Consider the following 13,604-nt stretch of genomic DNA (forward strand, 5'->3'; position numbering starts at 1 on the left):
GCGAGCGCTTGGGTGAATTGCTACTTTCGAAACAACGGCGAGGGCGTGAATGCCCTCGCGTTGTGAAAAAGCAGCCGTCCCGTTACCCGATCAAACAAGTTCGATCCGCTAAGTGAACGGCATTACCCTTGAGGGGAGCTTTCTTTTTCCTGCCGCCGCGGGGCATGTGGCCTACCCGCGTCCGCGTCTTACTCGTCCAACACCGCGGAGGTGTAAACATCTTGCACATCGTCCAGATCTTCCAGCGCGTCCAGCAGTTTTTGCATGCGCGCGGCGTCGTCGCCGGACAACTCGGTCTCGTTCTGCGGCTTCATCGTCACTTCGCCCATTTCCGCTTTGAAGCCCTTAGCTTCCAGCGCCTCCTTGACGTCGGAGAATTCGTACGGACCGGTGATCACTTCGATGGAGCCGTCGTCGTTGGCGACCACATCCTCCGCCCCGCTTTCCAGCGCGGCCTCCATCAAGGCGTCCTCATCCACGCCCGGCGCGAACACCAAGTAGCCGCAATGGCTGAACTGGAAGGACACGCAGCCGTCGGTGCCCATATTGCCGCCGTACTTGGAGAAGGCGTGGCGCACGTCGGCCACGGTGCGGGTCTTGTTGTCGGTCAGGCAGTCCACCATCACCGCCGCGCCGCCTATGCCGTAACCCTCGTAGCGACACTCAACGTAATCGACGCCCTCCAGCTGGCCGGTGCCGCGCTTGATCGCGTTATCGATATTGTCCTTGGGCATGGACTCGGCCTTGGCTTTGTCCACAGCCAGGCGCAAGCGCGGGTTCATATTGGTGTCCCCGCCGCCCATCTTGGCCGCAACGGTGATTTCCTTGATCAAGCGGGTAAAGATCTTGCCACGTTTGGCATCCTGACGACCTTTGCGGTGCTGGATGTTAGCCCATTTACTGTGACCTGCCATAGTTGCCTCTGTCTGTTGTCCGGTCCACTGCGGACCCTTCAGTCAAAATTGGCGCCTATTTTAGCAGAACTTGAATCTGGACAGGAATGGCGGTCGCCTACTTGGCCTTGAGCATGGCCAGCATCATCTCGAAACCGGCGCGATACATCTGCTCCAGCACCGGCATCATCATCGGCAAGGTCAGGTAGATGCTGATGAAACCTATCATCAGGGTCAGCGGAAAACCGAACGTGAAGATGTTGAACTGCGGCGCGGCGCGGGTCATCACCCCGATAGCGAGGTTGGTGATCAGCAAAGCCGCGATCACCGGCATGGCCAGCCAGACGCCCCATTCGATCAGATGGCCGCCCCACAAGGCGAGCGACTTGATGCCCTGATCCGGCATGCTCATGCCTATCGGCAGCACCCGATAGCTTTCCACCAGGGTGGACAACACCACCTGGTGGCCGTCGAAGGCCAGAAACAATAGAAAGGTGAACAGGGTCAACAGCTGCGACACCACCGGCACTTGAGCCGAGTGCATCGGGTCGAAGAACATGGCGAAACCCAGGCCGGTTTGCGAGCCCATGATGAAGCCCGCCACTTCCACCGCGGAAATCACGATGCGCATGACGAAGCCCATCGCCAAACCGATCAACAACTGCTGCAACAGGATGGCGATACCCTCGGCCGACACCAGCGGCACCGCGGGCAGCGGCGGCAGCAAGGGCGCCAGCATCACGGTGAGGATCAGCGCGAAGCCGGCCTTGAAACGGCGCGGCACGCCGCGATAGGCGAACACCGGCTCCACCAACAGCAGGCCGACGATGCGTGCGAACGGCCAGACGAACATGGCCACCAGCGCGTTGATCTGCGCGTCGGAAATGCTCAGCATCAGCCGATCACGTGCGGAATGCTCTGGAACAGCCGCGTGGTGTACTCAATCAGCGTGTTCAACATCCACGGCCCGGCCAGCACCAGCACCAGAAACATCGCCAGCAGCTTGGGAATGAAGGTCAGCGTCATCTCGTTGATCTGGGTCGCCGCCTGCAGCACGCTGACTAACAAACCCACCAGCAGCGACACCAGCAATACCGGTGCCGCGACGATGATCAGGATGTACAGCGCGTTCTGCACGATATTGATGATCAGCTCCGGACTCATGTCACCCGCTCCTCGCCTAAAACGCCGGGCAGCGCCCGGCGATGTTTCCAGTCACAAACCATCATGCCGCCTCAGCCAGTATAGAAGCTCTGCACCAGCGAACCCATCAACAAGGTCCAGCCATCCACCAGCACGAACAACATCAACTTGAACGGCAGCGAGATGGTCACCGGAGACACCATCATCATACCCATCGCCATCAGGATGCTGGCCACCACCAGATCGATGATCAAAAAGGGAATAAACACCATGAAGCCGATCTGGAACGCGGTTTTCAACTCGCTGATCACATAAGCCGGCACCAGGGTCTTCATCGACACGTCGGCCTTGGTCTGCGGCTTTTCCGATTGGGAAATCTCGATGAAGAAGGCCAGGTCCTTCTCCCGGGTTTGGCGCAGCATGAAGGCCTTCATCGGCTTGCTGGCCTCGTCCACCGCCTGTTGCAACGTGATCTTGTCGTCGGAGAACGGCACCCAGGCTTTGGCGTAAACTTGGTCGAAAGTCGGCCCCATCACGAACAGAGTCAGGAACAGCGACAAACCGACGATCACCTGGTTGGGCGGCGACTGCATAGTACCCATCGCCTGCCGCAGCAGCGACATCACGATGATGATGCGAGTGAAGGCCGTCATCATCAGCATCATCGCCGGGATGAAGGTCAGCCCGGTCATGAACAGCAGCATCTGCAGGCTGAGCGAATAATTCTGCCCGCCGCCGGCCGCCGGCGTGCTGCTCATCAAGGGCAAACCGCCGGCCGCGTCCGCGATCAAGGGCGCAGCCAACAAAACCAGCGCGCCGTATCGGAAACAAGGCCTCATCGCGGCCCCGCCTTGCCGTTGCGGCTCTTGTCCATCGCCGCCTTCAACCAGCGCGCGAACGGCTCCGCCGCCGGCGCCGCCTCGATTTCCGCGCCTTCCGGGCGCGGCAGCTTGCTTAGCAGATTGACTTGCTGCGGCGTCACGCCCAGCACCAGCCACTCTCCCTCCAGCTCCACGATCACCACGCGCTCCTTGGGCCCCACCATGGTGCCGCTGACCACCTTCAGGCGGTTGGCCGCGCCCAGCATGCCGCCGGAAAGCCGTTTGAACAGCCAGGCCATGCCGACGATGGCGCCCAGCACCACCGCCAGGCCGAACAAGACCTGCAACAAACTCATGAACGGCGACGGCGCGGCCGCCGGAGACGGCGCGGCGGTGGCCGCGGCGGTCAGACCGGACGCCGCCAAATAAAAAGCGCCCTGCACAGCACGGCGCGTCATCGCAAACATGGCTGACCTCGTCATTTTTGCAAACGGCGAATGCGTTCCGCGGGCGTGATGATATCGGTCAGGCGAATACCGAACTTGTCGTTGACCACCACCACTTCGCCTTGGGCGATCAGACAACCGTTGACCAGCACGTCCATCGGCTCCCCCGCCATACCGTCCAGTTCCACCACCGAGCCCTGCGCCAATTGCAGCAAGTTGCGGATGGCGATCTTGGTTCGGCCCAACTCCACGGTCAATTGCACCGGGATGTCCAGAATCATGTCCAGATTCTGCGGCACGCCCGCGCCGGATGTGCTCGCGCCCAGTTCTTGGAACAGGTTTTGGGCCGGCACCGGCTCTGGAGCGGAATCCACCACATCTTGCTCGGCCATCGCAGCGGCCCAGTCGTCCATCGACACTTCCTCCTCGCCGCCGGCTCCGCCGGCCGCGGCTGCCGCTTCGGCGGCCGCTTCGGCCTCCATCTGCGCGGCTTGCAATTCTTCTTCGCTCATTGCTCTTTCTCCCCCAGAGGCTCGTGAAAATCATTTGCGCCGGCCAACACTTGCTCCACCTTCAACGCATAGCGCCCCTGCACGGTGCCGTAACTGGCTTCGAACACCGGAATGCCCGACACGTCGGCCTCCACCCGCTCCGGAATCTCCAGCATCACTACGTCGCCGTTCTTCAAATTCAAAATCTGGCCCAAAGTCACCTTGGTCTTGCCCAAGGTCGCCACCAATTCCACTTCCGCCGCCTGCACCTGATGCGTCATCAGGTTGACCCAGCGGTTGTCTACTTCAGTGCGGTCCGCCTGCATGGTGCTGGACAGCACGTCGCGGATAGGCTCCACCATCGAATACGGCAGACAAATATGGAAATCGCCGCCGCCGGCGCCCAGCTCGATATGGAAAGTCATCGCCACCACCACCTCGGTGGGCGTGGCGATATTGGCGAACTGAGTGTTCATTTCGGAGCGCAGATAGACGAACTCGATGGGATGCACCGGCTCCCAGGCTTTCTGACACTCGACGAACACCACATCCAGCAAACGGCGGATGATGCGCTGCTCGGTGGGAGTGAAGTCGCGGCCTTCCACCCGCACATGGTAGCGCCCATCGCTGCCAAACAAGTTGTCGACGATCAGAAATACCAAGTCCGGGTCGAAAATCAGCAGCCCAGTGCCGCGCAAGGGCTTGACATGCACCAGGTTAAGGTTGGTGGGCACCACCAGATTGCGGATGAACTCGCTGTACTTTTGCACCCGCACCGGTCCAACCGAAATTTCCGCGTTGCGGCGGATGAAGTTGAATAGACCGATGCGCAGATTGCGCGCGAAACGCTCGTTGATGATTTCCAGCGTCGGCATCCGGCCGCGCACAATACGCTCTTGCCGGCCGATGTCGTAACCGCGGACGCCTTGCGCGTCGCCGCCGCCGCCGTCATCCTCATCCTCCCCGGAGACGCCCCTGAGTAGGGCATCTACCTCTTCCTGGGAAAGAATATCGTCGCCCATGCCGCTTACTGCTTCTGGATGATGAAGGAAGTGAAGAGCACGCTTTCCACCGGCTGCTCCTCGCCGGCGTCCATCGACTCATTGATGATCTGCTTGACCTGGGCCTTCAGCCGCACCTTGCCGTCAGGCGTGGCCAACTCCGCCGCGGACTTGGACGACAGCAGCAAGATCAGCGCGCTGCGAATCTTAGGCGCGTAATCGGTGAATTTCTTTTTGGCTTCCTCGTCGGCCAACTCCGCCTGCATGTCCACCTGCAGCAAGGAGCCGTCGTTGCCGGCCAGATTCACCACGAAAGTGTCCAGCTTTTCGAAGATCGGCGGACCTTCTTTTTTCTTCTTGGGTTTTTCCTTGGTCTGCTCGGCGTGTTCGCCGGCCGCCGCCGGCTTATTCATATTGGTGAACATATAGGCGGCCAAGCCCCCCACCGCGGCCAACACCAACACCAGCAATACAATGACGATCAGCATTAATTTGCCGCCGCCCCCAGCTTTTTTCTCTGCTTTTTCCGCTTTTTTATCTTCTGCCATATACCTGCCCTGTTCACTGGGTGTTCATAGTGAAATCTTAAACGATTTCTTCACTATATTTTCTAATTTTAGATGCAAATTGAACAGGGGAGATTATCACAAATGATCAGGCGAAAATGCTGAGAATGCCGCGAGCCGCCTTGATGCTGCTCAATGCATCCATCGGCTCGGGCTCGGCGCTCTCTTTCTGGCGCTGCGATTGTCCGCGCTGAAACGCCTGCTGTTGCTGTCCGGATTGTCCGCTGGACACCTGCGCGTCGGTTAGCTGAATGCCGCCGGCCGCCAGCATGGAAGACAGACGATGCATATTGTTTTCCAGCGCCTCGCGCGTGGCAGGCACCGCCGCGGCGAACAACACCTGCGCCTGATCGTTGCCGTTCATCTTCAGCGTCACCTCGATCGGCCCCAATTGCGGCGGGTTCAGCTGAATCTGCGCCTTGTCGGCCTTGAGGCTGACCATGCCCATCACCTGCTCGCTCATGGCCTTGGCCCAGTTGGGATCGGACAGCGGCTGCTGCACGGTGAACACCGGCGTGGGCGCGGCCGGCCTGGCCGTCAACTGCTCATGCCCCTGAAGCGGCAAAAACTGCGGCAATACCTTGCCGTCCTCCGGCAAATTTTGCTGCGCCGGCAGCGACAGATTGCGGGCTTTGGCTAACGCAGCGGGCAGCGCCGCCGCGATGTCGGGCTTGAGTTCGACGGGCTTGGCGCCGGTAGGCAAATCGCTGTTGGCCCGCGGCGAGTTCGCCGCCTGCTGCTGAACGGGCAACTGCGCGGCGCCCATTAGCGACATTCCGGGCAACGGCGTTGCCGGAGTCTGGCCATCCTCGCTTTTGGCCGGCTTCTCCTTGTCCAGGCCGGCCTCCGCCAGCGGTTCGCCGTTGGCGCCCGACAAAAAGGAGCTGCCCAAAGTGCTCATCTGCAGCCCCAGCAGGCTAGCGAACAGATCGCCGGCGCCGGAGTCGCCGGCAGTCGCCAAATTGCCTCCCGGCATATTGGCTTTGCCGCTGACCGGATTGGCCGCGGCTGCGTTCACAGGTGTCGTCATGGCCGACTCTCTACAAGTAAGACGCAAGCAATAAAGCAACTAGCGTGCCAAGCGCGAATCTTGGGCTGACTCCTACTCCTCCCCGTGGGTTTTGTCCCAAAACCGCCGGGTGGCGAATTCATCGCTGGTCTTCTGCTGCACCCGCGCCTCGCGCACGGCGGCGCGCTCTTGCTCGCGCTGCAACAGCTTTTCATAGGCCTTGAGCTTCTTATACTCATGCTGCCAGGCCTGACGCTCCAGCAAGAATCGCTGAGTACAACGCTCCACATCGCCCTGCTGCTGCACCATGGCCTCGTCCAGGCGAGCGAGAAAACGCTGGAAATCCTGATATTGCAAAGCGCTGATGCCCTGCGCGCCGCGGCTGGTCAGCCGTTGCCGGTACTCGCCGCGAAAAGCGTCCAGCTGCTCTTGGCGCGAACGGGCCTCCGCCAACCGGCTTTGCGCCAGCCGCATGCGCTCGGCGGCCGCTTTCTGCTTGTCCTCGGCCAAACGAATCAACAACAGGTATTTGCTTTCCGCCACGGCTCAACCTCAGGACAACACGCCCTGCAATTGTTCGCAGCTGGAAGAGAAATCCTGCGACTCATGCATCGGCTGGGTCAGAAAACCGACCATGGGCAGTTGGCGCCGCATCGCGTCGTCCAGCACCGGATCCGAACCCGGCACGTAGGCGCCGACGCTGATCAGGTCGCGGTTGCGTTGATAGCGGGAATACAGCTGCTTGAATTGCCGGGCCAGGGCCATCTGCGCTTGAGGCACCACGTCCACCATGACCCGGCTGATGGATTGCTCGATGTCGATAGCAGGATAGTGGCCGGACTCGGCCAGTTCGCGCGACAGCACAAAGTGGCCGTCCAGAATGGCGCGCGCGGAATCGGCGATCGGATCCTGCTGATCGTCGCCCTCAGACAGCACCGTATAAAAGCCGGTGATGGAACCACCGCCCTCGGCGGCGTTGCCCGCCCGCTCGATCAACTGAGGCAGGCGCGCGAACACCGACGGCGGATAGCCCTTGGTCACCGGTGGCTCGCCGATGGCCAGCGCGATCTCGCGCTGCGCCATCGCATAGCGGGTCACCGAATCCATCAACAGCAACACGTCCAGGCCTTGGGCGCGAAAGTATTCAGCCAGCGCGGTGGCGTAGGCCGCCCCGTGCAAGCGCATCAGCGGCGGCATGTCCGCCGGCGCGGCGACCACCACCGAGCGAGCGATGCCTTCGTCGCCGAGGATGTTTTCGATGAAGTCCTTAACTTCTCGACCGCGCTCGCCAACCAAGCCCACCACCACCACGTCGGCCTTGGTGAAGCGAGCCATCATGCCCAGCAACACCGATTTGCCCACGCCCGAGCCGGCGAACAGGCCCAGACGCTGACCACGCCCCACCGTCAACAGACCGTTGATGGCCCGCACGCCGACATCCAGCACATCGCGCACCGGCGATCGGTCCAGCGGGTTCATTGGTTGGCTATGCAGAGGAAACCAGGCATCCGGATGGATGGGGCCTTTGCCGTCCAACGGCCGCCCCAGCGAGTCCAACACCCGGCCCAGCAGGCTGAGCCCTACCGGCACCATGCGGCCGGACGCGCCGTCGGCGGCGGCCTGGGCTTGGGTCTTGCCGAATTGCGGCGGGTGTCGCGGCGTCAACGGCATCACCGGCGTGCCGGGCAGCAGACCGTGGACATTGCTCAATGGCATCAGGAACACTTTGTCGCCGGAAAATCCCACCACCTCGGCCTCTACAAGCCTCTTGTCCGCCAAGGCCACCTGACAAGCGCTGCCCACCGGCAGCTTGAGGCCCACAGCCTCCATCACCATGCCGGTAACGCGAACCAGCTTGCCGCAGGGCTGCCACAGCTTGGCGGCGCGCGCGCTGTCCGCGCAGTCGCGCAGCCATGCGCGTTGACGCTCAATCAGCTGCTGGCTCATCGTCCATTCCCAGCGCTTTGCGCATGGCGGCGATACGGGTGCTCATGGTCAGATCCAGCCGCAGCGCCGCGGTGTCTATCACGCAGCCGCCGCGCTCCACCTCGGGGTCTTCTATCCATTGCCACTGGGTTTCCGGCGTTTCCTGGGCCAGAAACTCCCGCGCCACCTCCAGATCTGCCGGGTTCAAACGCAAACGCGCCTGCGCCAGCGTGGCCGGCAAGTCCTCCAGCGCCTCGCGCAGCAACTCCTGAATCAGCAAAGGGTTCTGCCGCGCCAATCCATGGCTCAGTTGGCCGGCGAGCTCCAACGCCAACGCCAGCCAATCCGCGGACAATTCGGTTTCAAAACGGGAAATCTGTTGTGCCAGCCCTTCCGCCAACTGTTGCAAGGGCTGCCAGGCCGAGGCGAAGCGGGCCTCCTGCTCGACGCGCACCTCGGCCAGGCCCTGCTCTCGCCCCGCGGTCAAACCTTCTTGATAACCGGCCGCGCGGCCGGCTTCCTGCCCTGCCTCATGGCCGGACTGCCAGGCTTCCTGATGAATGGCCTCCAGCTCGGCCGCGGTGGGATAGCCGCTAACCGCGCGCTCGCCTTCGGCTGCTCCAGCATCTTCCTCGACCCCGGTCGAAACCGGCTCGACGGCGGACTCGGCTTGCGCCTGCTCCTGTTGGCGGCGGCGCTGCTGCGCCAGCTCCATCAGTTGCACCGGCGTCAGCTTCTGAGTCAGGCCGTCCAGCGCGTTGGGGCTCCAAGCGCTCCAACCCTCCAGCTCTTCGCCCGGAATGATGGGATTACTCGACGAGACCTTCATCACCGCCCTTGCTGCCTAGCACGATCTGGCCGTCGTCGGCGAGCTTGCGCACCACCTTGAGGATCTCCTTCTGCTCGGCCTCCACTTCGGACAGCTTGACCGGTCCCTTGGACTCCAGATCGTCTCGCAGCATTTCCGCCGCGCGCTGAGACATATTGCGGAAAATCTTGTCCTTGAGCTCGGCGCTGGTGCCCTTGAGCGCGATAACCAGGGAATCGGATTGCACTTCGCGCAAAATGGTCTGGATCGACCGGTCGTCGATTTCCAGTATGTTCTCGAACACGAACATCTTGTCCTGAATGCGCTGCGCCAGTTCCGGATCGTACTCGCGGATATAGTTGAGCGCGGCGGCCTCTACGTTGGACCCCATGAAGTTGAGGATTTCCGCGGTCAGGCCAATGCCGCCGGCCGCGCTCTTCTTGATGCGGTCGGAGCCGGACAAGAGCTGGGTCAACACATCGTTCAATTCTCGCAACGCCTGCGGCTGAACGCCCTCCAGCGTGGCGGTGCGGATCAGCACCTCGTTGCGCATCCGCTCCGGGAAATAGGACAGGATGGAGCTGGACAGGTCCGGTTCCAGATGCACCAGAATGGTGGCGATGATCTGCGGGTGTTCGTTGCGGATCAAGTCGGCGGCGGAAGAAGGATCCATCCACTTCAGGCTTTCGATGCCGCTGTGGTCGTTGCCCTGCATGATCTTGTCCAGCAGGTTGGCCGCCTTGTCCGGGCCCAACGCCTCGATCAGCACATTGCGCAAGTATTCGTCGGACGCGCCGATGCTGGCGCGCGCCGCGCACTCGCCCTTGAATTCGCTGACCACGGTGTCAATCTGCTCGTAGCTCAGGTTATTGATCGCCGCCATCGCCAGCGAAATCTTCTGCACTTCCTTGGGGCCGAGGTATTTGAACACCTCGACGGCTTCCGCCTGCCCCAGGCTGAACAGCAACACCGCGCTCTTGCGCACTCCGTTCTCACTCATCGGCGCTTATCCATTCCTTGATGATCTGAGCGGCCATGCGCGGATCGGATTTCACCATTTCACGCACGGCTTCCAGATTGGTGGTGTATTGCCGCATCTGCGCTTCGCGCGGATCGCCTCCGCCCGCGCCGCCGCCGGCGTGACCGGCCGCGCCTTCTTCGCCCTCTTCTCCGGCGACGCCCAGCAGGCGACCGCCCGCGGCGGCCTGCGCCGCGGCCTCTTCTTCGCTGCCCTTGGCCGGCGCCGGCGGCTTGACCAAGTCGCGCATGATGGGACGCACCACGCCGAACAGCAGATAGAGCACGGCGATGGTCAGTAGGCCGTACTTGATCAGGCTGGAGCCGTTGCTGGTCACATAGTCGGTGACTTTCTCCTGCAGCGTCGCCGGCACTTCGGCGTCGGCGAAGGCGGCGTTGACCACGTTCAGGGTGTCGCCGCGCTGGGTGTTGAAGCCCATCGCCTCTTTGACCAGATTATTGATCTGCTGAACCTCCTGCGGGGTCAGCGGCGTCGGTTTCATCTCGCCGTTCTTGTCCGGCATGCGCCGGTAGTTGACCACCACGGCGGCGGACAGACGCTTGACGCCGCCCTGCGGCATCTTGGTGTGCTGGATGGTTTTATCGACTTCGTAATTGGTGGTGATGTCGCGCTGCAGCGTACCCGACGCGCCCATGGTCTGGCCGGACAGCGTGGCCGTGCCGGGCGCGGCGCCCGGCGGCAGCGTGATCGGCGCGGAAGCGGCCGACGGCGGCTGATTGGACAAGGCCCCCGGCACCCCAGACGGCAGCGCCGCGCCGTTGTTCAACTTTTCGCTGATCTGCTGGCTGCGGGTAGAAGACGGATTGGGGCTGGAATTGGGCTTGAAGGTTTCCGAGGTCTGCTCCACCTCGGCGAAATCGACGCTGGCGGTGACCTGGGCGCGCGAGTTGCCCTTACCGAAAATGGGCTCCAGGATATCCTCGATGCGCTTGACGTAGCCCTCTTCGACCTGGCGCACGTATCCCAACTGTCGCTGATCCAGGCCCGAGTTCTCATCCGGGCCGCTTTGCTTGGACAGGAGGTTGCCGTCCTGATCGACGATAGTGACGTTCTTGACTGGCAGATTGGGCACCGAGCTGGACACTAGGTGCAGAATGCCGGCGATTTGCCCGGCGTCAAGCACGCGACCGCGGAACAGGGTCAACATCACCGAAGCGGTGGGCTGCTGCTGCTCGCGCACGAATACGCTTTGCTTAGGGGTGGCGATATGAACGCGTGCGCTCTCCACCGAGCCCACCGCTTCAATGGTACGCGCCAGCTCGCCCTCGATCGCGCGCTGGTAGTTGACCTGCTCGGCGAACTGACTGATGCCGAACTTCTGATTGTCCATCAGTTCGAAACCGACGCCGCCGGCCTTGGGCAAGCCTTGCGCCGCCAGCTTCAAGCGCGCATCGTAAACCTTGTCCGAGGGCACGGAGATGGTGCCGCCCTCGCCCAGTTGGTACGGCACGTTCATCTGCTGCAGCGAAGCGGCCACTTGGCCGCCGTCGCGGTCGGAAATATTGGAGAACAGGACTTTATAGCTGGGCGTGCGGTTCAACACCACCGCGCCCACGATGACGGCGAAAATAGCGGCCACCGCCGCGAGGAATAGGACTTTTTTATTGTTGGGAAGCGCTTTGAAGCGATCGGACGCTTCATTCATGCGGCTTCGCCAAACGGGCGTAGCGTTTTCTTCTGCCAGGTCAGCCATACAGTGGTTTTAGGTTCGAGCCCACCGCCGCCGGCTGGTCGGGTCCGGCAACGCTAGACTTGGGTATTCATGATTTCCTGATAGGCGGTGACCAGCTTGTTGCGCGCCTGAACCATGGTTTGGAACGACAGGCTGGCTTTCTGCAGCGACACCATCACGTCCTGCAGGTTGACCCCCTCGTCACCCAATTCAAATTGCTTCTGCATCTCCTGCGAAGTCTGCTGCGCCGAGTTCACTTGCTCCAAGGTGGACTTTAGCACAGCGGAGAAGTCCACCTGGGACGCTTCCGGGGCCGTAGCGGCGGGCTTGCCCGCGGCCAGGGCCGAGGCGGTGCGCAGCTCGCCCAACAGTTGATCGATATTTGGCACTGACATGGTTACTCCAAGCCATTTCCATCTGGAACCTCCTGACATCCGTCGGCCGCGTCTTCATCGCGGTAACGCTGCAATTTATAGCGCAATGTGCGCTCGCTGATGCCCAGTTTTTCCGCGGCCAGCTTCTTGACGCCGCCCACCGCGGTCAAGGTTTCCAGAATATGGCGTTTCTCTAGCGTTTTCATGTCGGTTTCATCCGACACGGAATTGTCTTTTTCAGACGCTGTCCGGGTAACCTGAGCCGCGACGGAGTCGTGATCCAGCAGCAGATCGGCGGCAAAAATTTCCGCCCCGGCGGCAAGAATCACCGCCCGCTGCACCACATTCTCCAGTTCGCGGATGTTACCCTCCCAACTATAGGCCGTCAAATGACGTTCCGCATCCTCGGACAGGATCAGATTGCCTCTTCCGGCGGCCTCTGCGTACTTTTTAAGCATGATTCGTGCCAGAGGCAGAATATCGTCGCGGCGCTCGGCCAGCGCGGGGATGCGCATCGGGAACACATTCAAGCGAAAATACAGGTCCTCGCGAAATTGACCCGCGTCCACCGCGGCCTGCAGGTCGCGGTTGGAAGTGGCCAGCACGCGGATGTCCAACTTCAAGGTTCGCGTGCCGCCGACGCGCTCCACTTCCCGCTCCTGCAACACGCGCAGCAGCTTGGCCTGCAGCGACAAAGGCATCTCGGTGACCTCGTCCAGCAAAATGGTACCACCCTGCGCCTGCTCGAACTTGCCCGGCAAAGCCTGCGCCGCGCCGGTGAAAGCGCCGCGCTCATGCCCGAACAAGGTGGACTCCAACAGGTTTTCCGGGATGGCCGCGCAGTTGACCGCGACGAAAGGCCCTTCGCGGCGCTTTGAGTGCCGGTGGATATAACGCGCCAGCACTTCCTTGCCCACGCCGCTGGGGCCGGAAATCATTACGCTGACATCGCTGCCGGCCACTCGTCCGGCCAGCGCGAACAACTGCCGCATCGCGGCGGACTCGGCCACCACTTCGCCGCTCGCTTCGCTAGGCATGCGCAGCAGGTGCTTTTCCACTTCGGCGATCAGACTGGCCGGCTCAAACGGCTTGAGCAGGTAATGCGCGGCGCCCGCGCGCAGCAATTCAATCGCTCTTTCAATCACGCCGTACGCAGTCATCAAAATGAAGGGGATACCGGGATAACGCTTTTTCGCCTCCTCGAACAGCGTGTAGCCGTCCATCGGTGCCATTTGGGCGTCGGATACGATCAACCCCACCGGCGCTTCTTTCAATTTGGCCAGGGCCGCGGCGCCGTCGCCGGCCTCCAATGTGGGATAGCCGGCCAAGCTCAAAGTGTCGACGATGGCTTCGCGCAGATCGGCGTCGTCTTCCACCACCAGAATAGGGAGATACTTCATGTTTTCTTGTTCTAT

General features: G+C 61.7%; 16 protein-coding genes. All 16 read right to left on the minus strand.

Annotated elements, in window-relative coordinates:
* Positions 1–188: 188 nt before the first annotated feature.
* Positions 189–914 (minus strand): YebC/PmpR family DNA-binding transcriptional regulator, encoded by a 726-nt coding sequence (locus tag HA052_RS22545; protein ID WP_081550715.1) that lies wholly within the window; start codon positions 912–914, stop codon positions 189–191.
* Positions 915–1,011: 97 nt separating this feature from the next.
* Positions 1,012–1,788 carry a flagellar biosynthetic protein FliR gene (gene fliR, locus HA052_RS22550; protein WP_081550716.1) on the minus strand — a complete coding sequence of 259 codons (777 nt, stop codon included), beginning with the start codon at positions 1,786–1,788 and terminating at the stop codon, positions 1,012–1,014.
* The gene (gene fliQ / locus HA052_RS22555; RefSeq protein ID WP_019099986.1) at positions 1,788–2,057 is read right to left on the minus strand and encodes a flagellar biosynthesis protein FliQ; all 270 of its coding nucleotides are present in this window, start codon (positions 2,055–2,057) and stop codon (positions 1,788–1,790) included. Before fliQ ends, fliR begins: the two co-directional genes overlap by 1 nt.
* Positions 2,058–2,128: 71 nt before the next feature.
* Entirely contained in the window at positions 2,129–2,875 is a 747-nt protein-coding gene (gene fliP / locus HA052_RS22560; protein WP_081550717.1) for a flagellar type III secretion system pore protein FliP, read from the minus strand.
* Positions 2,872–3,324 carry a flagellar biosynthetic protein FliO gene (gene fliO, locus HA052_RS22565; RefSeq protein WP_240937502.1) on the minus strand — a complete coding sequence of 151 codons (453 nt, stop codon included), beginning with the start codon at positions 3,322–3,324 and terminating at the stop codon, positions 2,872–2,874. The genes fliP and fliO overlap by 4 nt, the downstream gene beginning before the upstream one ends.
* 11 nt (positions 3,325–3,335) lie before the next feature.
* Complete coding sequence (fliN, locus tag HA052_RS22570) at positions 3,336–3,785, minus strand: flagellar motor switch protein FliN (protein WP_166453725.1); 450 nt, start codon at positions 3,783–3,785, stop codon at positions 3,336–3,338.
* A 26-nt stretch (positions 3,786–3,811) separates the two neighbouring features.
* Positions 3,812–4,816: a flagellar motor switch protein FliM gene (fliM, locus tag HA052_RS22575; RefSeq protein ID WP_081550719.1), complete on the minus strand. Its 1,005-nt coding sequence runs from the start codon at positions 4,814–4,816 to the stop codon at positions 3,812–3,814.
* A 5-nt stretch (positions 4,817–4,821) separates the two neighbouring features.
* Positions 4,822–5,283, minus strand: a complete 462-nt coding sequence (locus tag HA052_RS22580; protein ID WP_240937508.1) for a flagellar basal body-associated FliL family protein — start codon at positions 5,281–5,283, stop codon at positions 4,822–4,824.
* Between the two features lie 166 nt (positions 5,284–5,449).
* Positions 5,450–6,391 carry a flagellar hook-length control protein FliK gene (locus HA052_RS22585; protein WP_166453692.1) on the minus strand — a complete coding sequence of 314 codons (942 nt, stop codon included), beginning with the start codon at positions 6,389–6,391 and terminating at the stop codon, positions 5,450–5,452.
* Positions 6,392–6,463: 72 nt separating this feature from the next.
* Complete coding sequence (gene fliJ, locus HA052_RS22590; protein WP_141111364.1) at positions 6,464–6,913, minus strand: flagellar export protein FliJ; 450 nt, start codon at positions 6,911–6,913, stop codon at positions 6,464–6,466.
* A gap of 9 nt (positions 6,914–6,922) precedes the next feature.
* The gene (fliI, locus tag HA052_RS22595; RefSeq protein ID WP_166453693.1) at positions 6,923–8,317 is read right to left on the minus strand and encodes a flagellar protein export ATPase FliI; all 1,395 of its coding nucleotides are present in this window, start codon (positions 8,315–8,317) and stop codon (positions 6,923–6,925) included.
* A complete protein-coding gene (locus HA052_RS22600; RefSeq protein WP_166453694.1) occupies positions 8,298–9,125 on the minus strand; it encodes a flagellar assembly protein FliH in 828 nt (275 codons plus the stop codon). The genes fliI and HA052_RS22600 overlap by 20 nt, the downstream gene beginning before the upstream one ends.
* Positions 9,106–10,104 carry a flagellar motor switch protein FliG gene (gene fliG / locus HA052_RS22605; RefSeq protein ID WP_081550729.1) on the minus strand — a complete coding sequence of 333 codons (999 nt, stop codon included), beginning with the start codon at positions 10,102–10,104 and terminating at the stop codon, positions 9,106–9,108. The genes HA052_RS22600 and fliG overlap by 20 nt, the downstream gene beginning before the upstream one ends.
* Positions 10,097–11,788 carry a flagellar basal-body MS-ring/collar protein FliF gene (gene fliF / locus HA052_RS22610; protein WP_240937512.1) on the minus strand — a complete coding sequence of 564 codons (1,692 nt, stop codon included), beginning with the start codon at positions 11,786–11,788 and terminating at the stop codon, positions 10,097–10,099. The genes fliG and fliF overlap by 8 nt, the downstream gene beginning before the upstream one ends.
* Positions 11,789–11,889: 101 nt before the next feature.
* Complete coding sequence (gene fliE, locus HA052_RS22615; RefSeq protein WP_019099998.1) at positions 11,890–12,210, minus strand: flagellar hook-basal body complex protein FliE; 321 nt, start codon at positions 12,208–12,210, stop codon at positions 11,890–11,892.
* 2 nt (positions 12,211–12,212) lie between these two features.
* Positions 12,213–13,589 (minus strand): sigma-54-dependent transcriptional regulator, encoded by a 1,377-nt coding sequence (locus HA052_RS22620; RefSeq protein ID WP_166453696.1) that lies wholly within the window; start codon positions 13,587–13,589, stop codon positions 12,213–12,215.
* Between the last annotated feature and the right edge of the window lie 15 nt (positions 13,590–13,604).

Origin of the sequence: Chromobacterium fluminis (assembly GCF_011602385.1) — a bacterium.
GTDB lineage: Bacteria > Pseudomonadota > Gammaproteobacteria > Burkholderiales > Chromobacteriaceae > Chromobacterium > Chromobacterium fluminis.